General features: G+C 41.7%; 30 protein-coding genes, 1 other RNA gene and 1 pseudogene. 14 read left to right on the forward strand and 18 right to left on the reverse strand.

Annotated features, from left to right (window positions below):
* The 10 genes from CC97_RS00940 to CC97_RS00990 all read right to left on the reverse strand — a co-directional run bounded on the left by CC97_RS00940 (position 1) and on the right by CC97_RS00990 (position 6,727).
* Positions 1-744 carry a hypothetical protein gene (locus tag CC97_RS00940; RefSeq protein WP_044973276.1) on the reverse strand — a complete coding sequence of 248 codons (744 nt, stop codon included), beginning with the start codon at positions 742-744 and terminating at the stop codon, positions 1-3.
* A 111-nt stretch (positions 745-855) separates the two neighbouring features.
* Complete coding sequence (locus CC97_RS00945; RefSeq protein ID WP_044973279.1) at positions 856-1,080, reverse strand: hypothetical protein; 225 nt, start codon at positions 1,078-1,080, stop codon at positions 856-858.
* Complete coding sequence (locus CC97_RS00950; protein ID WP_044973280.1) at positions 1,080-2,090, reverse strand: hypothetical protein; 1,011 nt, start codon at positions 2,088-2,090, stop codon at positions 1,080-1,082. Before CC97_RS00950 ends, CC97_RS00945 begins: the two co-directional genes overlap by 1 nt.
* A 21-nt stretch (positions 2,091-2,111) precedes the next feature.
* The gene (locus CC97_RS00955) at positions 2,112-3,818 is read right to left on the reverse strand and encodes a PcfJ domain-containing protein (RefSeq protein WP_044973281.1); all 1,707 of its coding nucleotides are present in this window, start codon (positions 3,816-3,818) and stop codon (positions 2,112-2,114) included.
* Positions 3,819-3,831: 13 nt separating this feature from the next.
* Entirely contained in the window at positions 3,832-4,248 is a 417-nt protein-coding gene (locus CC97_RS18390) for a hypothetical protein (protein ID WP_049962593.1), read from the reverse strand.
* Positions 4,249-4,547: 299 nt separating this feature from the next.
* Positions 4,548-4,916, reverse strand: a complete 369-nt coding sequence (locus CC97_RS00965) for a VRR-NUC domain-containing protein (protein WP_044973282.1) — start codon at positions 4,914-4,916, stop codon at positions 4,548-4,550.
* Positions 4,876-5,214: a hypothetical protein gene (locus CC97_RS00970; RefSeq protein WP_044973285.1), complete on the reverse strand. Its 339-nt coding sequence runs from the start codon at positions 5,212-5,214 to the stop codon at positions 4,876-4,878. The genes CC97_RS00965 and CC97_RS00970 overlap by 41 nt, the downstream gene beginning before the upstream one ends.
* Positions 5,207-5,491 carry a helix-turn-helix transcriptional regulator gene (locus tag CC97_RS00975; protein ID WP_044973287.1) on the reverse strand — a complete coding sequence of 95 codons (285 nt, stop codon included), beginning with the start codon at positions 5,489-5,491 and terminating at the stop codon, positions 5,207-5,209. The genes CC97_RS00970 and CC97_RS00975 overlap by 8 nt, the downstream gene beginning before the upstream one ends.
* Positions 5,478-5,687, reverse strand: a complete 210-nt coding sequence (locus CC97_RS00980) for a hypothetical protein (protein ID WP_044973289.1) — start codon at positions 5,685-5,687, stop codon at positions 5,478-5,480. Before CC97_RS00980 ends, CC97_RS00975 begins: the two co-directional genes overlap by 14 nt.
* Positions 5,688-6,457: 770 nt before the next feature.
* Positions 6,458-6,727: a hypothetical protein gene (locus tag CC97_RS00990; protein WP_044973292.1), complete on the reverse strand. Its 270-nt coding sequence runs from the start codon at positions 6,725-6,727 to the stop codon at positions 6,458-6,460.
* Positions 6,728-6,953: 226 nt separating this feature from the next.
* Between CC97_RS00990 and CC97_RS18395 the strand changes: the two genes are divergently transcribed.
* The 10 genes from CC97_RS18395 to CC97_RS01035 all read left to right on the forward strand — a co-directional run bounded on the left by CC97_RS18395 (position 6,954) and on the right by CC97_RS01035 (position 12,824).
* A complete protein-coding gene (locus CC97_RS18395) occupies positions 6,954-7,322 on the forward strand; it encodes a helix-turn-helix transcriptional regulator (RefSeq protein WP_049962594.1) in 369 nt (122 codons plus the stop codon).
* 28 nt (positions 7,323-7,350) lie between these two features.
* Positions 7,351-8,280, forward strand: a complete 930-nt coding sequence (locus CC97_RS01000) for a hypothetical protein (protein WP_044973294.1) — start codon at positions 7,351-7,353, stop codon at positions 8,278-8,280.
* A 238-nt stretch (positions 8,281-8,518) separates the two neighbouring features.
* Positions 8,519-8,740 (forward strand): hypothetical protein, encoded by a 222-nt coding sequence (locus CC97_RS01005; RefSeq protein ID WP_044973296.1) that lies wholly within the window; start codon positions 8,519-8,521, stop codon positions 8,738-8,740.
* Positions 8,730-8,999 carry a type II toxin-antitoxin system RelE/ParE family toxin gene (locus CC97_RS01010; protein WP_044973298.1) on the forward strand — a complete coding sequence of 90 codons (270 nt, stop codon included), beginning with the start codon at positions 8,730-8,732 and terminating at the stop codon, positions 8,997-8,999. Before CC97_RS01005 ends, CC97_RS01010 begins: the two co-directional genes overlap by 11 nt.
* Positions 8,999-9,307: a hypothetical protein gene (locus tag CC97_RS01015; protein ID WP_049962595.1), complete on the forward strand. Its 309-nt coding sequence runs from the start codon at positions 8,999-9,001 to the stop codon at positions 9,305-9,307. The genes CC97_RS01010 and CC97_RS01015 overlap by 1 nt, the downstream gene beginning before the upstream one ends.
* On the forward strand, positions 9,297-9,428 hold the full coding sequence (locus CC97_RS21240; protein WP_278245304.1) for a hypothetical protein: 132 nt from the start codon (positions 9,297-9,299) through the stop codon (positions 9,426-9,428). The genes CC97_RS01015 and CC97_RS21240 overlap by 11 nt, the downstream gene beginning before the upstream one ends.
* A gap of 391 nt (positions 9,429-9,819) precedes the next feature.
* A complete protein-coding gene (locus CC97_RS01020; RefSeq protein ID WP_044973300.1) occupies positions 9,820-10,614 on the forward strand; it encodes a hypothetical protein in 795 nt (264 codons plus the stop codon).
* 88 nt (positions 10,615-10,702) lie between these two features.
* On the forward strand, positions 10,703-10,921 hold the full coding sequence (locus CC97_RS01025; protein ID WP_156036728.1) for a hypothetical protein: 219 nt from the start codon (positions 10,703-10,705) through the stop codon (positions 10,919-10,921).
* Complete coding sequence (locus CC97_RS01030; RefSeq protein ID WP_044973303.1) at positions 10,918-11,610, forward strand: restriction endonuclease; 693 nt, start codon at positions 10,918-10,920, stop codon at positions 11,608-11,610. The genes CC97_RS01025 and CC97_RS01030 overlap by 4 nt, the downstream gene beginning before the upstream one ends.
* A gap of 191 nt (positions 11,611-11,801) precedes the next feature.
* Positions 11,802-12,824 (forward strand): site-specific integrase, encoded by a 1,023-nt coding sequence (locus CC97_RS01035; RefSeq protein ID WP_044973306.1) that lies wholly within the window; start codon positions 11,802-11,804, stop codon positions 12,822-12,824.
* Positions 12,825-12,984: 160 nt separating this feature from the next.
* On the opposite strand, the gene ssrA is transcribed toward CC97_RS01035, so the two are convergent.
* From ssrA to CC97_RS01045, 3 genes are all read right to left on the reverse strand, one after another.
* Positions 12,985-13,358, reverse strand: a transfer-messenger RNA (tmRNA) gene (gene ssrA, locus CC97_RS19390).
* 3 nt (positions 13,359-13,361) lie between these two features.
* Complete coding sequence (gene smpB, locus CC97_RS01040; protein ID WP_044973307.1) at positions 13,362-13,832, reverse strand: SsrA-binding protein SmpB; 471 nt, start codon at positions 13,830-13,832, stop codon at positions 13,362-13,364.
* A gap of 151 nt (positions 13,833-13,983) precedes the next feature.
* Positions 13,984-14,652, reverse strand: a complete 669-nt coding sequence (locus CC97_RS01045; RefSeq protein ID WP_044973308.1) for a class I SAM-dependent methyltransferase — start codon at positions 14,650-14,652, stop codon at positions 13,984-13,986.
* Between the two features lie 226 nt (positions 14,653-14,878).
* Here CC97_RS01045 and CC97_RS01050 point away from each other — a divergent pair, with 226 nt between their 5' ends.
* A complete protein-coding gene (locus CC97_RS01050; RefSeq protein ID WP_242848085.1) occupies positions 14,879-15,451 on the forward strand; it encodes a hypothetical protein in 573 nt (190 codons plus the stop codon).
* Positions 15,411-15,629 carry a hypothetical protein gene (locus CC97_RS20725; protein WP_242848086.1) on the forward strand — a complete coding sequence of 73 codons (219 nt, stop codon included), beginning with the start codon at positions 15,411-15,413 and terminating at the stop codon, positions 15,627-15,629. Before CC97_RS01050 ends, CC97_RS20725 begins: the two co-directional genes overlap by 41 nt.
* A 135-nt stretch (positions 15,630-15,764) precedes the next feature.
* Here CC97_RS20725 and CC97_RS01055 read toward each other — a convergent pair whose 3' ends face one another.
* The gene (locus tag CC97_RS01055) at positions 15,765-17,357 is read right to left on the reverse strand and encodes a dockerin type I domain-containing protein (RefSeq protein WP_044973309.1); all 1,593 of its coding nucleotides are present in this window, start codon (positions 17,355-17,357) and stop codon (positions 15,765-15,767) included.
* A gap of 601 nt (positions 17,358-17,958) precedes the next feature.
* Here CC97_RS01055 and CC97_RS01060 point away from each other — a divergent pair.
* A complete protein-coding gene (locus CC97_RS01060; protein ID WP_156036729.1) occupies positions 17,959-19,413 on the forward strand; it encodes a hypothetical protein in 1,455 nt (484 codons plus the stop codon).
* 441 nt (positions 19,414-19,854) lie between these two features.
* Here the strand turns inward: CC97_RS01060 and CC97_RS20730 are convergent.
* From CC97_RS20730 to CC97_RS01070, 3 genes and pseudogenes are all read right to left on the reverse strand, one after another.
* A pseudogene (locus CC97_RS20730) lies at positions 19,855-19,950 on the reverse strand (hypothetical protein); the annotation flags it as partial.
* A 23-nt stretch (positions 19,951-19,973) separates the two neighbouring features.
* Positions 19,974-21,203, reverse strand: a complete 1,230-nt coding sequence (locus tag CC97_RS01065) for an MFS transporter (RefSeq protein ID WP_081849924.1) — start codon at positions 21,201-21,203, stop codon at positions 19,974-19,976.
* Positions 21,160-22,284, reverse strand: a complete 1,125-nt coding sequence (locus CC97_RS01070; protein WP_044973311.1) for a pectin acetylesterase-family hydrolase — start codon at positions 22,282-22,284, stop codon at positions 21,160-21,162. The genes CC97_RS01065 and CC97_RS01070 overlap by 44 nt, the downstream gene beginning before the upstream one ends.
* A gap of 145 nt (positions 22,285-22,429) precedes the next feature.
* Between CC97_RS01070 and CC97_RS01075 the strand changes: the two genes are divergently transcribed.
* The gene (locus CC97_RS01075) at positions 22,430-22,936 is read left to right on the forward strand and encodes a TetR/AcrR family transcriptional regulator (RefSeq protein WP_044973312.1); all 507 of its coding nucleotides are present in this window, start codon (positions 22,430-22,432) and stop codon (positions 22,934-22,936) included.
* Between the two features lie 95 nt (positions 22,937-23,031).
* Here CC97_RS01075 and CC97_RS19910 read toward each other — a convergent pair whose 3' ends face one another.
* Entirely contained in the window at positions 23,032-23,181 is a 150-nt protein-coding gene (locus CC97_RS19910; RefSeq protein ID WP_156036731.1) for a hypothetical protein, read from the reverse strand.
* Positions 23,182-23,201: the final 20 nt, after the last annotated feature.

Below are 23,201 nucleotides of genomic sequence, written 5' to 3' on the forward strand. Positions count from 1 at the left end.
TCACTCCTTCTTTCTCATAAATATGCTCAGATAATACTGTCCGTTCACTTCGTTGTAGATCGGCTGACACTCCACAAAGAAGTGATCCGGGTAAAGCTTCTCGAATATATCTCTGCTCTCCTGATTCTCATACATTTCTCTTGCCTTTTTGCGTGAGATTCTGCTGTCGTTTGTTCTTTCGACAGGCTGAACGAGATTTCGGGAAGCGTGCCATGCTTTTTCATATGCTTCTATTTCTCCGTTGGTGATGTTCTTCGTCAGATAATTCGCAAGAGCTTCGAAGCCTTTGTCTCCCGGCTCAAGCTGTGATGCTCTGATGATACCCAGTCCCCAGATGTCTCTTATCTCACTGAGAAGCAGTCCGCCGTTCAGGATGCAGTGATGGTGTATTCTCCCGCTCCGCTTTCCCTTCTCTGTTATCACTATGTATTTCAGATCAGGCAGATTTTTCTTTTTGCGGTGTCTTTTCAGTCTCCGGAGGAAGTTTCTCAGACACTTCTCTGCTTCTTCATCGCTTTTCGGATTTTCAGCATAGGTCAGCTCTATCTTGATGTCGTTTTCGTCAAAGTTCGTGTTTAACAGTCTTGTCAGTTTTTTCTTTCTGTTGTGATCATTCAGTGCTTTCTGCACCTCTGATGTCTGTTTTACTTTTTTCCTCTTGCCTTTTATCTGTTCATATGCAGGATATACATTTACTTCCATGTATTTCCCGCATATATACTTCTTCTCTCTGTACCTGGTCATCGCAGCCTCGTTCTCTCTGTGTGTGGTCGTTAAGTTATGATAGAATATCGAGCTCTAAGCCCCTGAACAGGGGATTTTTTTGCAGTCCCGTATTGCAGGGACTGCTTTTCTTTACTTTTCTTTTTTCTCTTCCGGCATTCCGGTCCAGATGTTTATTCCGGTACCGTCAAGCCGCCGGCGGACGTCAGTTCTGAGACTGTGGTCAATCTCATTCATGAAGATGTTCAGAAGCTCGAACACGTTCGTTCCGTGCCATGTCTTGTTCCTGTTTGAGACACTTCCGGCAAGGATGCCCGGATCATAGTTAAGTTCGATATTCCCTATCTTGTAATACATCAGAATGCATCGCCTTCAAGCTTCTGTGAAATGCTTCCGAATACCGCTCTTAGCTTTTCCATCCACATTTCAGAGTTTTCTGAGAGCTGTGCAAGCTCCAGTGCTTCGTTCGAGGCGTTGATGATGTAGGTGAGAAGTTCTTTCATGCGTGCCTTTTCTTCTTCGGCTGCATCCACCTGTGTGGATTCCTCTGCTTCTGCCGGTGTAGATCCGGCAAGGTTTTCGAGCTTCTTTTCATATCCGGCTTTTATATTTTCGGTTTCCTGCTCTTTTGCCTTAAGCTGTTCCTTCAGTTCTTCTATCTGACTGGTCCAGTCCTGCCGCTCAGCACGGATTATCTCCTCTGATCTTTCAGCAGCAAGTTCTTCGGCTTTCTGCATGATCTCTTCCTCTGTAGGTTCGACCACAGCAACGTCCTGAGGCTTGCTTTCAAGCTCCTTGATCTTCTTTTCAAGCTTTTCATTCTTTCGTGTTGCGTCTGACAGCTGGTTCAAGTGCTCGATTTCAGCATCCTTGAACTGATTTTCGAGCCTCTTAATCTTCTCACGGAGTTTATCTTCTTCTGTTTTCGCCTTTTCTGATTTCTCCTGCAGTTCAAAGAACTGGAGCTGTTCGCCTTCACGTTCCTTTTTCAGCTGTTCTATCTGTGCTTTCAGTTCTGTTACGGAAAGCTCCTCGGGCGTTCCTTCGATGTTCTCACGGTCTTCCTCTGATATCTGGGAGATCATGTAGAGCTTCTGTATTCCCGCTCCCTGATTGTCAAGGATGTACTTTTCGTCGAGGTTCTGATAGACGCTGAGATACTTTGCAGCCTGTGAACGCTTAAGCTGGTACTTCTGCTCACAGTAGTCCTCGAAGGTGCTGTATCCGAGTTCCTCGTAGAGCTTGCGTTCCTTCATCTGCGTCATGCATCTGCCGATGTTGTATACAGCTGTTCCGAGGTTGTTAGCCCACATCTGTATTTCGTTATCTATCCGGATGGCTTCATCTTTCAGCGTTAATTCGTTCATTTTTACTTATTCCTTCCTGTATTATGCTGTTTTCTTTGCTTTTTCAGCTTTTTTCTTATTTTCTGCCCTCTCAGGCTCGATCTTGAAGAAGTACAGAGCGTCAAGATAGCACTGATACTGTCTCTCGAATTCCTTTATACTTTCCGGCTTCGGGCTTTCACGGTCGTTCTTGTAGCCTCTGCACTGTACTATGTGACCGTCGGTGTTTACTTCCATTGTGTAGTACGGTGTCTGTTCGTCTCCGATCTTCCTTATAAAGAGGATATTAAGCTTTCCGTCTGCGTGTCTGTCGGCATATCCGGCTACACAGTGAACGAGCGCTTTACCCTCGTTTACGATATCCCTGATGCAGGTAGGAAGAACGATCGTAAGGCCGAGGTCGTCAGCTGTAAACAGTAATACCTGACGCGCACGGTTAAGCAGGCGGAGCTTTCTGTCCTTAGTCCTGTTACGCTTTGCCGCCTCTTCTTCCCTGAGTGCTTCTATGACTCTCGAACAGCGGTCATGTGCAGCAGTAAGGTCTGACGGTTTCCAGATGACCGGATCTTCAAGATCATATTTTAACCGTCTGCACTGGTCGATATAATCACACCAGTCGTACATTGTGGCTTTGTTCTTCTTCAGATACCGGAGGATTGACCTGCAGGTTTCCTTCCGGTTCATTATGAGTTCATCCCGAATGAAATAATAACGGCTATATCCGATACCGAGACTGCTTTTCGCCATTTCAGCTACTTCTGCTGCTGTTGATCTGCTGTCACGCCGGCGGAGCTCCTTGTAATGTGCTATCTCTACCGTGTCCCACCCGCTCAGAAGTTCCATTTCCTCTGCAGTCATGCCAAGGACCTTCTTGACGTTGTTTGACTTCCAGTTCAGCTTAATGCCACACATAGACTTATCAAATTTATCGACCACGAGGCTGGAGAAGCCTGTCTTGAGCAGATATTCGATCTGAGGATGTATACAGTATTCACCGAGCACAGTGATAATGTTCGCGTTAAGAAAAGACTGATGTTTTGAAGGAACGTCGAAGCTGTTTATTGCTTCTTCGAGATACCGGAACTTCGTTTCACCGATAACGTCATCACCTATAGGTGTATAGCTGTTATCCGCTCCGCTGTAAGGTGTCATAATGAATATCGGTTCTTTGCACTCAGCTGCTTTTTTCCACACACCGACATAGTGTCCGTCCTGTTTTTCGACCTTCGGAAGAAATCGCATCGGAGGTTCACCGAGGCAGAAATAATAACGACATACTTCATATGCGTCATAATCAAAGATATGATCACATATCTCACCAAAGAGACTGCCGCTCGAAGGTTCATAGAATTGTCTGCGGAGATAGAAGCAGCGAATCACGATTTCTGTATCAGATACCGCTCTGAATACGGAAAAGTTTCTTTTGTCGTAGTATTTCTTTCGCCCTCTGCCGTCTGCAAGGTATGTAATGCCCCGCTCACACAGCGGACAGGTATCACGTTCACCGTGAACCGCTCTCTTTGTGCTGAACCTCTTTGAACCGTATGACGTCAGCCTGGTACTGCTTGTATGCGCGTTGAACCACTGCTCACAGTGCGTACAGAAAACAACCTGGTGATCGTCTTCTCTGTGATAAAGTCCGTAGTGCGGGAAATACTCCCGCTGCATCTCGTCCCACTCTTCAGTGTCAACTTCCGTGCTCTCAATGAGCCGGAGTGCGTACTGCTCCTTGTCAGTCATTTCCCGCATGATTGTCACCTCGTCAGAAGTCCAGTAAGTCATCGAGGTTGAGTGTGAGCTTCTTTGAAGCTGATGCGGACGGCTTCGGTGCAGATACCGGCGGCGGCGGTATCACTTCCGGCTTTTTGTACGGCTTTTTCTCTTTGGCTTCTACCGTTCCACTCAGGTGGATGTCCATGTTATAGCTGATAGTCGCACCGGGAAAATAGAACTGTACTGCCTTTCTGAATACTGTGAAGTCAGAACATACAGGGTTAGAGGCATTGAAACCTCTTGCTATTTCTTTTATACAGTCATCAAAGCTCTTGCCGCTCTGTTCAATTGCCTGTTCGAATTCAGGCTCCTGTTCACAGAAGGTCAGGAGTGCATCTGCGGTCGGTTTTGCTATAAGTTTACCTACTTGGTTATTTCCGTTATACTGAAAATATGCTTTTTCCATAAAATTTTCTTCCCTTCATAAAAATACTGTTGACTTTTCGGGGACAATCGTTTATAATGTGATTAATGGATTGTCGCAACCAGTCCAACAAGGTTAAGTTATGAAAAAGCTCACTGTTTCTCTGCGGTGAGCTTTTTTTCTGCCCTTTTATGAACTGTCCGGACTTTTCCGGTACTTTACCGGACTTTTGGTTGACTTTCTTAAAAGTTGTTGCTATAATGTTATCAGCGTCTTTATTTTATTAAGTTTAATCGCAAGAGAACCTGTCGCAATTGTCTGTCTGCGACGGGTTTTCTTTTTTATTCCACCCGTGTGGATTTGAGATAATCAAGGAGCACGTTCTTTGCTTCATCGAATGAATAACACACCTCGACTTTGTTGCCCTGTTCTACGAGCATCATGTGCCAGTGTATCTGTTTCGGTGTCGGCCGGTTGCCTTTTACCTTCATTTCGATATACAGACTGTGATATCCGCCTCTTGCTACCGGAAGATGAAGATCCGGCACGCCTGCTTTTACTCCCTGCTGTTTCAGGTGAATCGCTTCTATCCTGTGACGGCTTCCGCCGTTCGGGATGTGATAGAGGAGTTCCAGTTCCGGGAACTGTGCCTCCATGAAATATGCCCACTCAATGAGCGCTTCCTGCTCTCCTGCTTCCCTGCTCTTCATTTACTACTCCGTGCATCTCCCTTCTGAAAGATTCGTAATCGGCTATCCACTGGTTACGGATCTTTTCTTTTCTCGCTCTGATCTTTTCAAGGCTCAGACGTCTGTCATCATCAATGAGCTTCTGCATGGTGATATATGCAGCTGTCACATAGAGCGGTATGTACATATATCTGATTATCCAGAGGTATGACACAGCGAACTGTGTTGCTATACAGGTGCAGTCGATAATCATAAGCACCAGTGAAACGGCAATGCAGAATGTACGTATCTTACTGCCTGCTATATCCTTCTTATGCATCGACCCTCACCTCCGAATACTTCAGCTGCTTCGTGGCAAGCGTCCACGGACTGACTTTGAGTGCTCCGGCAATAAGAACGATCTCGCTCTGCTTGAACGTTCCCGGCTCATTCATTCTCAGCCTGAATGTGGCTTCTGCTATACCTGTTTTCTTTGAAATGTCCTTGACCGTGATCTTCTTACGGAACATTTCATAATTGATGTTCGCAACCAGATTTGTTATATAGTCGTTATCCGACTTATGACTTATCATGTCTGCAAGTTTACTCTTTGGCATAAGGATGTTCACCTTTCCTTTCTCTGACGGCGGCTTCATCTGCTGATTCAATGGCCGAAGTAAGCGACATAAACGTTCCGATGAAGAACGACGATCCCGCTCTTACGAGGGAATACATCGTACCGTATGCGGTAACGCGTTTTATTACGCTGTAACGGTCATGTTCATAAACTTTTTCCTGTGATGCATCATACATTTTCTGTTTCTCTCCTCAATTTCCCTGTTTATTCCGGCTTTATTATGCCGAATAATATTACAGAAGCTTTCCGCAAGGCGCATTGCGGAAAAACTTCCATCCCCCTGGAAAGGAGGTGTGTGCTTTCTTTTTCTTCTTTTTTGAAGATCTTGAAGAACAATCTGTGTTCCCGGAATCCAAACAGATACTCAAACTTTTGGACCGTATCACAGATGCAACTATTAAGATTCGCAAAATCGTTTCTGAAAGATCTAACGGCGCAACGAACCGTGATGACCTTAACGTTAATGAACTTCAAGACAGATTAAAGGATATCGTGGCATCAGATGCCAGAATAAAGGAGTCAATTGTGCGTGCTACAACGCGCACAACTGATTCTGAATAATCCTGAAGGAGTCCGTCTGCGCCGGCGGCTCCTTTTGTATGTCACCGGCATAATCGTCGGGAACATCTGATTTTACTAAGTGCCGAAAAATCGTATTTGAAAAGCAAGATAATACGACAATCGAGATTGATGAATTTAAAGATCGATTTAAGGATGCCATGGCATCAGATGCCAGAATAAAGGAGTCAATTGTGCGTGCTACAACGCGCACAACTGATTCTGAATAATCCTGAAGGAGTCCGTCTGCGCCGGCGGCTCCTTTTGTATGTCACCGACATAATCGTCGGGAACATCTGATTTTTAAAATGCGCCCCGGCGTCAAAAAACATTTGTTGTGCGGGCGCCACAACCGCCTCGTCAGGCGGCTCCCTTTTTCCTCTCCCGATTAAAGGAAAGGTCTCATCTGCATTTCCTTTACGGCATTTTCAGCCGCTCTCTGAGCTTCTTTCTCTGTGAGCGTCTGCTCTATTATCACACGAAGCCTCTCAAACCGCTCTGCCGGTTCGTCATTTACTGCGTGACTTATATATGAAGTGTCGAGTACAATGCCCTCGAATGCTTTCGGATCTTTGTCTTCCTTGGCTCTCAGGATCTTAAGAAGATCTCTCTGTGTCATACCGAGTTTCAGAAGTCTGATTTTAAGTTCCAGTCCCATGATATATTCACCTCCGACTGTGTTAACATTGACTTTATACCTCGTTTTATGGTATACTTTGATTAGGATTAACAACTAATTGTTGTTACTATAAATTATTATAATGCAAATATTTGCGTTTGTAAATGCTTTTTAATGCAGTTATTTGAACTTTGTTCAATCTGTTGCATTTATAATTCAAATAGCCGCACAGATTATGCAAATATTCTATTTGGAGGTGCAACAAATGTATGAGATAATAGAAAAACTATGCAACGAACATGGGATTACCATAACTAATCTGTGTAAACAAGTCACTGGCAGTTCCGGAAATTTATCAACATGGAAAAAGGGATATATGCGATCTGATTATCTTAAAAAAGTTGCTGATATTCTCAATGTGTCTGCAGATCAGCTCCTTGACAGAGCTAATCCACAGTACATATCCGGAAATGTTTTTGCAAGCGGCTCAGACAATGTTATCACAAACAACAGCAACAATATTAGCAATCCTTCCGCAATTGAAGATGACGAAGTTTGGGATACTTATTCTAAATTAAGTACGAAAGACAAGCTGGAAATAAAACTTGATATTTTAAATCGAGGTAATAAATGATAGTTATGGGGTAAAGGGGATGATTATTATGAAACTAATAGGCACATTAATCAAATGGCTTTTGTTTCTTTGTTTTTGGCCGATTGCACTTCCTGTTTGGCTTATAAACAGATCAAAGAAGAAAACTTCTTCCAACCCGATTCAAACGAGCAATATTCAGCCAACCGCTATTCCGCAGCAAACAACCGCTCAAACTGTTCCGAATGATATCGATTTAGCCAATTTCACAATAAATATTCAAACTAATCGTGCAGTGATTCCTACTGAGTCAAAAGCTGTTTGCAAAGATTTTAGCTTTATTGACTTTGGAAAGCCTGCCGGCTCAATTGACAGATTTGTGAATTTTTCAGAATTCAAAGTAAGCGGCAAAAATGACAATTCAAAAACTGTTTATCGAACAGTTCAAGCTCTATCTGAACAAGATGCAATACAGAGATGCCTACAAGAAGGACTAAAACAACCGCTCTCTGCAAAATTAATCGCTACACCAGAAGCTACAGAACGGCAAATTGATTATCTTCGGGATATGGATGTTTGCTTTCCGGAAGAGATCAACAAGTACGTTGCGAGTGACATTATTAGTCGAGCTGTTGGCGAAGACAGTATCGAAAGTCCGCAGCCATGGCTGATAAGTTTAGCGAACAATCTTCATATATGCTATACTTCATACATAGGACACGACGGTCTATTTCGCAAGACTGTCATGCATAGTGGAGCAAAGAATAACGCTGCACTATATGCTTATGCAGTTGATCAGAATGTACACGGTCAGTCTTTTGGAAATATGTTTGATGTGCCTTATTACAACAAATACTATTCTTTTGCGGAGTTGATACAATCTGACGCTTCACTTATGAAATCTCTTGCCGGTCGAAACTCTGATGATTTTCTTAATCCGCAAAAGAATACAAATATTTATAAAGCAGCTGTGAAGTTTCTTGTAGATAACCATGCATAGGCTGTCTCCTCCGGATCCAATAACAATATTCAGAACGGAAATAACAATAATATCGCTATTAACAACTGCGATTATGATATAAACGAAAAAAAGCTCATAGAAAAGTTCCGGGAACTTGACTATGAGGAGCAGATTAAGCTTATGGCGGAGGTTATTGACAGGGTGAAGGAGAAGAAGTAAGGGTTGACAAAGAACCAGTGTGTGATTATACTTATGATTCAGATAAGGAGTGATTTTTATGAGTACAAGGGAAATGGCTAATACAATCTATTATTCACTTACTGAAGAACAGCTTAAAAGGTTTATCGCTCTTTTCGGACTTAACATCAACAGCATTGAAGAAGTTGAGCCGGATGATTTTGATAGCGAGCTGATAGCAGATTCAGAAATTGACAATGATGATGTCATGGATCTCGATGATTATGTAAGAAGTTTAGGAATGAACCCAAATGATTTATAAGTACAAGATTCGCAAGAAAGCAAGAAAATTCATTAATAGCCAGGACGTAAATCAGCGACAGCGAATATTAAGAGCGATTTATTTGCTGCCGTTTTTAGGGGACATTGTTAAAATTGCAGGTCATGACAACCTTTATCGGCTTCGTGTCGGTGACTGCAGAATCATATTCTCAATTGATATTATAGAAGAAGAAGAAACCGTAACATTGATTGATGTTTCAGACGCAGGAAACCGCGGACAAATATATAACAAATACTGATGAGTACAAAAGAAATTATAAACGCCGAAAACGGAAATGTTGTTCTCCTTAGTGAAGGTGAATATAACAACATTATGAAAGCTGTAAGGAATGCTGAATATTTAGCCGAAATCGATAAGGCTGCAGCACAGTTTGAAGCCGGAAAAGGTCAGATTCATGATCTCATAGAGGTCGAAGACGATGAATGGGATCCTGATTACACAAAAGCCACTCTCTATGAACGTGAAAGAATAGAGCACGCTGAAAGCAGTGGTTTTATCGCTGATGAAGATATCGACTGGGATCACCTCGAAAAGTATGCTGAGTAGCAGCGATTATGATATAAACGAAAAAAAACTCATCGAGAAGTTCCGGGAACTTGACTACGATGAGCAGATTAAGCTTATGACGGAGGTTATTGACAGGGTGAAGGAGAAGAAAACGGAGTGAGCGGCCATTCGGGTGGATTTTTAAACGCCCAAATTTTATGCTTTATTTAGCATTCGTATTATGCTATAATAGCATTACATAGGAGGAAAACAATGAATAGAGAAGATTATGTCTCATATTTAATGAGCGAAGTTGCAGAGTACAATTCAAGAGTCAGCAACCATGTGCTCAAGCTTTTTCAAAGCTGATGCTAATATTGATATAATAGACGATGAACAGTTATCAATAGAAAAACTATGACGGAATTGATATTACAAAAGAGAATACTTTACACAACAAAATACATAAAATCCTTTCAAAAAGCGACCGTGCTATAGAAATATTTGAAAGCTGGGAATTCAATAAAGATTACAAATATTCTTCAGTCTTTGAATCAGATAAATTCGACGAATTGTGTGAAGCTATCAAAAATAAATCAGAAAATATTATATGTGAACAGGATTCTCTTTATGAATTTTTAAGCAAGGATATAATTCCTGTTATAAGAATTGAAGAAAACAAAATAGTTTTAAAATTTAATTTTAAAACTGATTCATTCAATTACAGTAACGGCAGTGAAGAACTCATTAAGCACACTGTGCTCGTTGTTATTCATAAAACTGAAAAACTGATAGAAATAAGGTTTGATACGATATATTCTCCTTATAGCAGAAACAATAATCATTATTTTGATTTAATAGAATTCATAAAGCATTATATTTCCAGAGAGTATAGTATCGATATATTTCCACTTTCACTGGAGCATATTAAAACAGATCTTTCGAATGAGGATTCAGACATAATAAAAATCACTTGTCAGGAAATGGAACTCATAAACGGAGGTAGAGCAAAACTTGATGCCGGAAAAAATGAAAACTATATGATTCCGATAATCGGAGATCTGAAAGTCATTATTTCCGAACATCAGTCTGAACTTGAAAAGGCTCCTGCGCTTAAGGCTGCGTTAGAAGAATTTATTTACGAAAACGAAGAAATGTCTGATTACACTTCTATAGTAATTACGTGGATCAACCAAATCAAAACGCGTAATATCAGCATAAAAATTGTTTTTAAATACAGAAACAGTGATTACAATCTTATTCAGCATTACAGTAACACTCTTATAGGAACGGAGAGGATGGATCATGTTATCAGCTACATTGGAGAACATAAACACCCTACTGAACAGCAAGACTCAACTTCCTGATTCAACAATCATCACGATTTTGGATTTACTTAAACATTACAAAGTCGGAAACTGGTTGTATCCAGGCGTATTCATAAGAAAAACAGGTTTGTCTAACAAAGAAGTTTTCTTAATTCTTGAACTTCTGAGAAATGAAAACATACTAAAACAATATTACGAGCTTTACTGTCCTGAATGTCAGAAAACAACCGGAGATGTATTTGAGGTTTTTAATCAGATTCCGGATACATTTGAATGTTCTGAATGCTGTCATGATTTTGACGGTCCGCAAAATTCATATATAATCTACAAGGTGATATCAGAATGACGGATGCATCAGGACTTTCAACAAGTCAGCTAATTTCAGAACTTGAAAGTAGGTTATCATATAATTTACTATGCAAATTCACTTCAGAACAGCTCGAAGACTACAAAGCAAAATTTGAATATTTTAAAAAGACTAACAGCAATAAAACTTACTCTACTGCTGCAAAAGGCAAAGCTCTTGAATCGTTAGTCACTTCGCTTTTGTCTTCATCAGGAGGATTGTTCAATGTAATTGAAAATCTGCACTCAAGTACTAATGAAATTGATCAGCTGGTGTCTTTAAAAAAAGAAAAACAGTTTCTCACTGATATAAAAAAAGATGAACCTGTTAGCACATTTAAGAAATATGAGCGTTTTATTTGCGAATGCAAAAATTATGGAAAATCGGTCGGAGTAACATACGTCGGAAAATTAATAGGGCTAATGACCACGCATAACGTAAAATTCGCCATTTTGTTTTCTTATCACGGTATAACAGGCAAAGCGGGATCGTGGAAAGATTCAGAAGGATTAATAAAGAAATACTATCTTTCAAGAGAAAACGAATCCGACAGGCCATGCATAATCGACTTTAATTGCAAAGATTTCGAGCATATCTTAAACGGAGGTAATTTTCTTGAAATTATCGACAATAAAATCGATGCTTTACGCTTTGATACAGATTACAGAAATTTTCTTAAGAAAAAATAAAAAAGAAGAGCACCAGTGAAATGATGCTCTTCTTTTCATAGGATTTCCGTAAAAGGAGTTCTTTGAAGAAAAATAGCGTGCCGGTTCCGGGCTAACGGAAAACCGGCACTGTGAACGAGTATCGCTACCCGAACCTCTACAGGCTTAGTATAGCATACTCGTTCCTGACTTGTCAAGAAAGGAATGATGTTATGGCTAAGGCTAAAAAGCTCCCGTCAGGTTCCTGGAGAGTGCAGGTGTACGCCGGCAAGGACCAGAACGGAAAGAAGATCATGAAGTCCTTTACTGCGGACACGAAGAAAGAAGCGGAATTCCTTGCCGCTCAGTTCGCTGCTACGAATAAGGAGCCAGCTGCTGAAATGACTGTTGGCAAGGCGATAGACAAGTATATCGAGAGCAAGAGTAACATTCTCTCTCCTACTACCATTTCAGGCTACAAGGAAATCAGGCGAAACAAGTTTCAGCAGCTCATGGATATACAGCTTGGAAAGCTAACCAGAACAGCCGTACAGGCCGCTGTCAATGTTGAAGCAGAAAGATTATCCCCTAAGTCAGTACAGAACGCTTACGGGCTTCTGAGAGCCGCTCTTGACATATATGCTCCTGACCTGAATGTGAAGGTCACTCTTCCGAAGAAGATAAAACAGATCCGCTCCATGCCGGAACCTGAAAAGATCATTGAGATCATAAAGGGAACCGAGATCGAGCTGCCGTGTCTTCTCTCCATCTGGCTTTCGCTTCGTATGTCAGAGATCAGAGGACTTAAGAAGTCAGACGCACAGAACGGAAAACTTATCGTGAGAAAGTCGATCGTCACCGTGAACGGCAAACACATCGAGAAGAAAATGACAAAGACCTATGATTCCACACGAGTGGAAGACATACCGGAATACATTCAGAACCTTATCGACGCTCTTGATCCTGAACAGGAATACCTCACCACGCTGTCCGGTCAGGCAATCTACAAGAGATTTATCAGACTGCAGGAGAAGAACGGCATAGACCCGCCTATCAGATTCCACGACCTGCGCCATCTGAACGCTTCTGTCATGGTAAAGCTTCACATTCCGGACAAGTACGCAATGGAACGCGGCGGCTGGAGCACGACTTCTACTCTCAGAAATGTTTATCAGCACACTTTCAGTGAAGAACGTGAAGCGGTCAACAGAAAAATCAACGAATACTTTGAAGGTATCATTCACGCCGGTGAGTGATTTTTTAAGAATAAGTCGTGTGAAATTTCGTGTGAACTTTTTTCTTAAAATACTGTTTTTTTCAGGGTATTTTTTAGGAATTTATTAAATAATTTACGTTGTCAGAGTAAAAGAAAATCCCGCAATTACGTCAGTTGACGCTTTTGCGGGATTTTTCGAGTTATGGAGGCGGCGGGAATTGAACCCGCGTCCGAAAAACTATTCATATAACCTTCTACGAGTGTAGTTTGTCTTTTAAATTCCCGTGATCAGCCGCGGACAGACACGCTGGAGAACACGGTAGCCTTTAGGTACAGCCGAAATGCAAAGGCCATCATAACGGTCGTTCACCACTAAGTCAACGCTCTGAATAAGTCGTGGTAGTCTTAAGCAGAACGGTCAGGGAGCTTACGCTGCCTGGAGTTCGCCGTAGTTACGGCTAACTGTAATACTATTTCTAGCGTTTAATTTTAATTGGATGCCTTATTTAAGAGGTTGCCCATCCTCTACTCGCTTATTATACTGCAAGATCCCCGTCGAAACCTTTACGCCCCCGTATTAATAATTATTACGGGACTTCATCGTGCGGTCTATATCTCGCTTTGCATCACGCTCTGCAGCTGCATCACGCTTGTCATAAAGCTTTTTACCCTTGCAGAGACCGACCTGAACTTTTACGTTCGAGCCTTTGAAGTAGATAGAGATCGGAACAAGTGTAAGTCCGTCACACTTGATCTTTCCGAAGAGCTTTTCAATTTCCTTCTTATGAAGAAGAAGTTTTCTTACTCTCATCGGATCACGGTTGAATATGTTGCCTTTTTCATAAGGAGAAATGTGCATACCCTTAATGAACATCTCGCCGTCGTCAATGGAACACCAGCTGTCCTTAAGGTTTACTCCGCCCTGACGCAATGATTTGACTTCAGTACCGACAAGTTCAATACCTGCTTCGTAGCTTTCAAGTATGAAGTAATCATGTCTTGCTTTTCTGTTTTCCGATATAGTCTTGAACTTCGTTCTGTCGATCATTGTATCACTTCCTTCTGAATAGACTATGACTATTATACTTCAAATCTATTAAACTGTCAATGACAATTTGATTACAAAACAAAAAGGCAGTTAAAACACAGACTGGCATAAACATCTATCGTATTTACACAGTCAGATCATATTGATTTCTTTATTTTATCGCATAGTATCCGCTCTGCAGATATGAGAGCCAGAATATTTCCGATACAGCAAAGCCTGTTTTTCTCAGTAGTTCAAGATGATCAGATACTGTAACAGGATAATATTCAGTATTGTATCTTGCAGTATGATGAGCAGCTTCTTCAGGAGTCCTGCCGGCATTAAGACCGAAGTTTTCTATCCTTTTTAAAACCAGATCCCTGCCTGTTTCAGTAAACGGAGCCGTGTTTTCAAAACAGATAAACATGCCGCCCGGTTTAAGCGCACGGAAACAGTTTTTTACAGCTGTTTCTCTCTGGCTGCGGTCAAAATAATGATGACACTGTATGGCTGTTACCACATCAAATCTGTTTTCGAAATTAAGTTCTTCTGATCCGCACATACAGAATTCTGCGTTCTTTCCTGCAAGCTTTTCCCGTGCGCCTTCGAGCATTTTCTCCGAGGGATCACATAATACAAGTTCCAAAAGGTTTAATGTTTCCGATGCCTGCAGTCCCATTCTTCCGGTACCGCATCCGGTATCAAGAAGTGAAATGCTCCGGTCGCCGAAATACGTCCTGATAAGGTCCGTTATCTGATCATAGATCTCATCATAAAACGGTATGACTTTTCTTATTTTGTTATCATAAATCTCTGCACAGAATGCACTTTTGTTATCCATCTCTTACCTTTCCGTCAATTTCGTCTGATCTCTTATCTATATCATAGCGCAACCACCCGAAAATTGCAACAGCGTTCAAATTCTCCTTCTAAAAAACGTACAAATTTTTCATCCGTACTACTTGACAAAGCATAGTAGTTGTGTTACAATATCATCAAACCTACTTTGCATTACAAAGTAGATGATCCGGATCAAAATCTATATATAAAAACAAAGGAGCAACAACATGAAAACAAAAGCTAAAAAGGTCGTCACAGGGATAGTCGTAACATTACTGATCTTACTTGCAGGTGCGGCTGTCTGGTATTTTCAGTTCACAAAGAATGGTTACATCCTAACCGTGCCATACCGCAGTTATTTTGAACAAATAGCAGAAAACGTGTATGTAAACAAGGACAACGCTATGAGTAAGGATGAAATACTGAACCTGATCCATGAAGCTGAAGACCGTGACAGAGATTTCTACGGAGAACTGACATATGCTAGTGATACAACTATCATCCTGAATGATAATGAAAAAATTCAGCCGAAGCTCGGTGGAGGCAAGGATACCTACACATTTTTATTCCCGAAAAAACATGATTATACTTGTTTGTCAAACGAATACTTTAACCTGGATATCGTTGCTCATGAAATAACTCATACAGAATTACATGCAAGACTGACTAAAGAAGCAAGGTCGGCTATACCGATATGGTTTGACGAAGGGCTTGCAACACAGAACGACTACCGCGAGCGCTACAGTCTTGAAAGCTGGATTGAAAAAACTGATAACGGTAAAAAACGTTCCCGCTCTTGAAGATATCGATGAGCCAGGAGAATTCCATTGCGAAGAAGAAAGTGAAAGACAGTTCCACTATGTTATTGCAAAGCACGAAGTCGGATTATGGATGGAAGCTCATCACAGAGAAGGTCTGATGGATCTTATCGACAGACTGAATAAAGGAGAAGACTTTAACAACGTTTACGGCATATAAAATTATCTGCGGATAGCCTCCGCAAATTTCTGAAATTTCTTCATTTACTAAAACATTTCAAATACAAAACAAATCAGGTTCAGTACACATATACATGTAGACTGAACCTGATTTTTCTAAATTTTGCTTATAACTTTAACGTCCGTCAGAAGCTGCACCGTCTGGTCCGAGGACTTTTTCATAGCGTATTTCACCGCTGCTCTTTGCATAAAGAACATTTTCATTTTTAGAATCGCCGAACTTTAAGCTAATGAGTGATTCATTATTATCTTTAATTAAATGATAATATTCCGAATCCTTCACAATATTACCGGTTGCCTCTACATTTCCGTCAGCGTAGTAAGCGGTAAACTTTCCGTTTGCAGAAATATTGATATATGAACTGCTTGTATCACCGTCTTTATACCATACGCCTGCAATATCTGATCGGTCTACCTCAGGAGCTCCTGTGTTCGTCCGTTTTTCAACTGGATAAACAGGATCTGAAAGTTCAAGTGAACCGTCTTTGCCGCTCTGTGCCAGCATATAGATATGTTTAATACCGTATTTATCAATAAATGAAATAGCGGTGTTAGGCATGTCACCAGGATAGCTGATACCGGCAGCCAGCGACTGACCTTTCTTAAGTTCCTTACATGTACAGATCGGTTTAACAGTCCATTTGTTTTCGCCCATCTGAGCATCATATACAGTCAGATATGTAATATCATCTGAAGCTGTAAGCACAGTATTCGTTTTAGGTTCACTGAAAAGATTATATGCTTTGTAATCTTTAAGGTCTTCGGTAAAATATGAAGCTGTTACCGGATTGTTTTTTCTGAAAGATTTGAGCGGAGTAAATTCTATATTCTGCTTACTTGCAAGAAGTTCTTTATGCTCTGCATCAAGATCAAAATTCTCAATTACAGTTGACTTGCTTTTGTCTGGTTCGCCGGTAGTATTAGTATAGAACACTACCTTGTCTCCTTCAAGTTCTGAGAATACATATGAAACAACCTTGTGATCACAAGAAGCTTTTTCAAGCTGGAATTTTTCTGTAACAGTATTTGCTGCACCGCTAGATCCTATATGCCCTATTGTATTAGAAGAAATAAGGAAATTCTGATTTCTTGCCCAGGATTCAAATACAGCAATGAGATCTCCGTTTAAAACATCATAGGAATAAACTACACCAAGTTCAGTACCGGTCATCTTGTCTTTGTCAGTAATTTCACCCATGATAAGTTCCGGAACTCCGTCTTCATTAAGATCCTTAAATGTATAACCGGTCGTTTCAAATGCTGCTTTCGGATCCTGGCTGACTCTCTCTCCATACCAGCAAGCTCCGAATCCAGCTTCAACATAGCCGTCCTGTTTAGCTAAAGTATCATAATAAAAATTAATTATCTCATTATATGGTTCTACCCATGGATTCGGATACGATACTGAAAGATCATCTTCTGCAACTGGTGTTGGATTTGTAGTCGGTGCTGGTGTTGTAGTTGCAGGAGTAGTCACCTTCGGTATTTCCGTTACGGCAGGTGTTGTCTGTGTAGTACCGCTAAATTCGCCGATAAGCGCATTCTTGACCACGTTAAGGTCCATTACATTAACTACTCCGTCTCCGTTTACATCACAGTTGTATACCGAATGAGCATCGATCGCTCCGCCAAAAGCATTTGTCATCGTAAATACAAATGCTGCTGACAATAATGATGATACGGCTGCTGTTACTGCTGTTTTTTTCATTTCAAATTCCCCCTGTTTTCTGCAATTACTTTTTGCAGTTATATAGTAAACGAAAATATATTTTCGTTTACTATTAGCCGATATGCAGGGAGCAAACGTAGTTTGCGGATCTGCAAGGCAATATAAATGAATGAATTAATTATAGTGAACGTATAAATCATTTATACGTTCACTATAATTATATTTTAGCACATAACAGAAAGTTTTGCATCGTACAAAAGGGAACTTTGGATATATAAATGTTTGCAGCTATTATAGTCGTAAATATATGTTTTGCACAATTAATTTAATATCAGGTAAAAATAAACGGCTCACTTAATATGAGCCGTAACGTTATTGATTTAATTTCACACCATTACTCATTTTGCAGTGAACTCCATCGTTTCATCTCGTTTTCTCCTTTTCGCCTCCCTTAAAATGGTGGTGCCTTCGGCACAATTATAAATCTTCTGTATCACACAAAATCTTTTATGCGAACATTATACCATATGCATTCTTTATTATCAAGATGAAAATTTCCTTAAATATTATAAACATTGATATTTCACAAAAAGTATGGTAAAATATTAGAGAATAATGAACAAAGGAGGTCGGTCAGAAAATGTATTTGTTAATGAATAAAAACACAGTCGTTGCGTCTTTTGAGAAGAAGCCAGCTACTGCTTTTTCTGATGAAACACTTTTCGTTAAAGTGGATCAGACCGGCATTCTTCCTTTGGGTTTCGATGACATCAATACATGGCTCGATAGTCGTAAGTCCTCTAAACATAATGCGCACCTGCAGAAGATTATGCGTCAGATGGGCTGTGACGATAATGAAGGCTTTATCAGAACAACGCACGCAGCAACGATCAACGACACGTTCTGGATAAAAACTGAAAATGAAAGCCTTACGTGGGAACAGATTTCACTTTACAGCAATCAGTTCACAGAAACTATCTCCCGTCTTGCGTTCGAAGGTGTCGGTTTATACGTTGCTGATTTTTCATCCACATCACCGGAGCTTGCCTGCGAAGGATCATTCCGTAAGTGCTTCCGTAAAGAAGATCAGCCAGGATTTTTCGGTTCTGATATTTTTATTTACAAACGAGGTAACGAATACGGAGCTGGTCTGGAACCTTACTGTGAAATGCTGGCATCTGAGATTGCGGCTATTATCAGTCCGGAAAACTATGTTCCTTATCATACAGTTCTGCTTCATGATAAGCTCGCATCGAAATGCAATCTTTTCACAAACGAAAAATATGGGTACGCTTCATTTTCGAAACTAATGAAAGCTAAAAGCCTTCAGGATGTTTTCGATTATTTTGAAAACATAGGCGCATCACAGGAATTCCGTGAGATGCTTGTAGTTGACTCTCTTTGCTTCAATCAGGACAGACATGCTGGAAACTACGGCGTTCTTTTTGACAACGACACACTGAATATCACCGGAATGGCTCCAGTGTTCGATCTCAATCTTTCCATGCTGCCGTATGTTTCGATGACTGACTTTGACAACATCGGAGATAAACTTTTCGAATATGCCCCTGTTCTCGGTGATGACTTCACAAGAATAGGTCAGATGGCGATGAACGATAAACTTCGCGACCGTGTTAAAACTATCCGCGATTTTTCGTTTTCATTCCGTGGTGATAATACTTTTACTCCTGAACGTGTCAACGCTATTGAAACAATTATCCATAAACAGGCTGATGCGCTTCTTTATAATGAAGTTCTACGTACCAGAGATGTATTCTTCTCGCAGAACGCTGTCGAAGAAGATATCTATAAAGGCGAAGTTAAACAAGCTGTTAAACGTTTTAATATGTTCACAGACGCAATTGACAACATGGAACTTGGCGATAATGTATTCAAAAGCGAATGCGTTTCATCAGATACTGTTCAGCTTATTTTCGAAATAAATTCCTTCGAACTGACAGTAGATTTTCTGAAAAGAAAAATTCAGATTACTGATGATCGTCTGAAAGCTATTGAACCAGATGAATTACCACCAGTCGTAGGCGAACTATATGATAAACTAAACAATCTTTTTATAAACATAAATCGATACTAATAAAAATGCACCCACCGGGTGCATTTTTTTATTATAGCACGCCGAAGGCGTACATTTTCAAATGGTGGTGCCTTCGGCACAATTCTTACTCTATCCAAATGTTACTATTCACGGCCTAATTTTCCCAGCACAAAAGAAAACAACACCACTGGACCGGTTTTATTACCGGCCTGATGATGCTGTATTTTATATTATTCACATTCAGCAATTATTTCTTCGACAGTATATGGGTTACTATCACATAATCTTGTTAATGCATCATATTCGTTGATTCCATTTCTTCGGCATGTTTCAATGTATGTACGAATCATTGCATAGTTATTTGCTGTTTTTGAAGATGAGAACTGACCTGACACCTTCATTTTTGTTTTCGTCACACGTAGTGTCGATCGTCTCACGCTCAAACTCTGCGAAGTTCAGCAGATTGTTCCTCATCATACACCCCTCTTTTGTCTCCGTATTGAACGGCTCGGATAGGGAGTAGACGGTCACACCGTGGTGGTCAAGCTCGTTTGTGATATTCAAGTATTCCCTCATGTTCTGCGCCTGTGAATATCGTCTTATTCCTTATCCATCAGAAGAACACAGCAGAGCATGATACACGGAAACATAATACCGCATAAGATACCCCTGTGCAGATCGCTCCCAAATAAGGCAGACGCTTTTCCTGCGATCGTCGGACCGGCACCGCACCCAAGATCGCCTGCAAGCGCCAATAATGCAAACATCAGCGTTCCACCGTTTCTGAGCCTTGCGGCTGAGAGACTGAAAGTTCCCGGCCAGAATATCCCGACTGAAAATCCGCACAGCATACAGCCGATCAGTCCGGCTGACGGAGCTTTTGTCAGCCCGATCAGCAGATAGCTCATCACGCATAAAACAGACGATGCGAGCATTACGTTTTGCAGCGGTATCTTCTCACCAAACTTACTGAACAACGCTCTTGCACTGCCCATACATATTGCAAATCCCATTGTTCCTATCAGGTCTCCTGCGGATTTCGAGATTTGCAGTCCCGACTCGGCAAATGCAGATGCCCACTGGCTTACCGTCAGCTCACTAGCCCCTGCACAAAGCATCATCAGGCAGAAAAATAGAAATCCGGGTGTTTTTATCAATTCCGCTAATCCCGATTCTTGTCTTCTTGTTTCGGAAAGTGCAGCAATTGGGACTTTCAGAAAAAGAATAAAATTCAATATCGGAACGATCGACCATAATGCGGCAAGTATACGCCAATGCTCTATTCCCGCGATAGCAAAAAATACAGTTGATAACAGCACAGTAGCCGCCTGTCCCCAGCAGTAGAAGGAGTGGAGCAAGGACATCGCAGTTTCCTTGTTGTCTGTCGGACAAGCCTCAACGATGGGGCTTACAAGCACCTCCATAAGCCCTCCTCCCACAGCATACAGTGCTATGCAGATGACAAGTCCGGCGAAGGGTGACGGGAGCTTGTCGGGCAGGATCGTCATCAGCAGGAATCCCGATGAAGACAGGATATGTGAAAGCTGCATGGATACCCGATACCCGATCTTGTCCACAAAGGCAGGAGCGACCGCATCCACAGTCAGCTGAACGGCAAAATTGATCGTTATGAGCCATGTGATCTGTGCCAATGGGATACCGAATTCCGACCGAAACCGCAGAAACAGCATCGGCACAAAGTTATTGACGATTGCCTGAATTATATAGCCGATGAAACAGGCAGTCAGTGTTGTCTTATAGGATATATTCTTAATGCTCCTCACCTCAAAACGATTTATCAAGCAATTCCAGCCCGTAGGTCTTGACATCACCGTTCACAGCATCAAATATCCACTCACCAACACTTCTGTCATTGCCGAGCTTGTCAAACACATTCGCAGATATGATCGTATGCTGGGTATTATGGGTTTCTGCATCTTCTCCGCAGCTCCAGATATAAATACCCACATCGGAGATATTCGTCTGCAAGCCGTTCACCATTTCTTTCAGATCACGCTGGAAGTGATCGCCAAGCTCTTGGGTCTTATCCATTTTTCCGCTGTCGATATAGGACTGATACTGCATCAGGGTATCATCACGGCAGGAGCAGTCAAAGAGTATTTTCACGCTGTCACCGCGCTTTTCGTGGAGTGCGGTCAGACTGTCGAGAACAAGGTTATTTGTGGTCAGTCTGTCTGATATTTCAGCCGGAGCCTTCCATAGCTCCACAGCCGTTTCGTGCCAGCCGTCATAAAGCAGGAGCGAGCTGTCAACACAGACAGTTACATTTTCAGCACTCGGAAAACGGTCGATCACATCGTCAGCCAACAAGGATGTCGCAAATCCGCCTGCCGAAAAGCCTGTTACAAGCAGCGTGTCAGGCTCTCCGATATACTGCCTGACCTGTTCCACATAAGCGGAGTAATTGCTGTATCCTGTGTGATACACAGTCTTTTTGCCTTCATAAGTTCCCGTGCCTGCGTGAAAATCGCCTGTCGCATAGGGAATCACGATAAAGCTCCAGTCCTTGAACGGATTCTCCTCCGCCGTGCTGCCGATACCGCCCTGTGCGACAAAGTCCTGCGCCGTCATATTGGTCGCATAGAACTCTTTGCCACTCTCGGAAGTCTCAGGGGTAATGCTCACACCGCCGCCGAAGAAATACACGACCACCTTGTTTTCCGTACCCTTGCGGAATATGCCGTGCCATTCACTGCCGTCCGAGGACTTTGCACCGTCCACTTCAACCTCATACCACTTGCCGATCACAGGTTCACCTTTGAGTTTCGGGAATGTTTTGAGAAATGTCAGCTTCAGAAGAATAAAAATGCCTATTGCGATCACTAAAATGATAATGCCGATGATGATAAGTACCTTTTTCAGTCTGCTTTTCGGTTTTGTGTTTTCCATGACAACTCCTCCTCAATCTCACGGCTTGACAAGCCTGCTTTTCTATGATACTATAATATCATAAAACGGCTGCAAAGTCAATAAGATCGGGAAAATGATACTATTTAGCGAAAAAGTATCATCAGGCAGAAAGGAAGAACGGAAAATGTCAGAATATGTGACCTCAGCCTACGGTGAAGCGCTGTTCAAGCTGATGAAAAAGAAGAACATCGAAAAGATCACCGTGGACGAGCTTTGCGAGGAAGGCGGCATCGGCAGAGCAACCTATTTTCGCAATTTCAAATCAAAGGACGAGATCATCGCCGCCTACATCATCATGAAGTGGCGTGAATATGAGCGTGAACACAGGCTCAAAGAGCATCAGTTGGGTGACAGCTACCGTGTCAGACGATATTTTGATTTCTGCTATTCACTGCGGAAAAAGAATGATCTCATCATCGGACAGGGACATCACGGAGCGATCCTGTCAGCTTATGAGGTCATCATGACCGACAGCGACAAGGAGCAGACCTCGGACACCTACGAAAACTACTACCTTGCCTACGGGCTTTTCGGTATCTTTATGAAGTGGGCAAAAGGCGGTTATGCCGAATCGGTGCAGGAGATGACACAGATCGTGGTGGAAAGGATATTTGCAGGGAATATGGAATAAATGAAGCCCTGAGAAATGCTTATCGGTAAGCAGATCTCAGGGCTTTGCTATTACACATAGAATAACTATTGCAAACCGACACACGCACGATCGAGTTAATACCAATCATGTTTTTCATCACGGTTCAGTGATTCAATCTGCTGCATTTCGTCATCGGTCAGTTCAAAACCGAGATACTGATTTGTGGAAGAAACTCCTCCAGCTCCTCGATATACCATATACCACAAGTGCATTGTTACCGCCATTTCCGGTTGTCTGCTTAGAT

It is taken from the genome of Ruminococcus sp. HUN007 (assembly GCF_000712055.1).
In the GTDB taxonomy this organism is placed as follows: Bacteria; Bacillota; Clostridia; order Oscillospirales; family Ruminococcaceae; genus HUN007.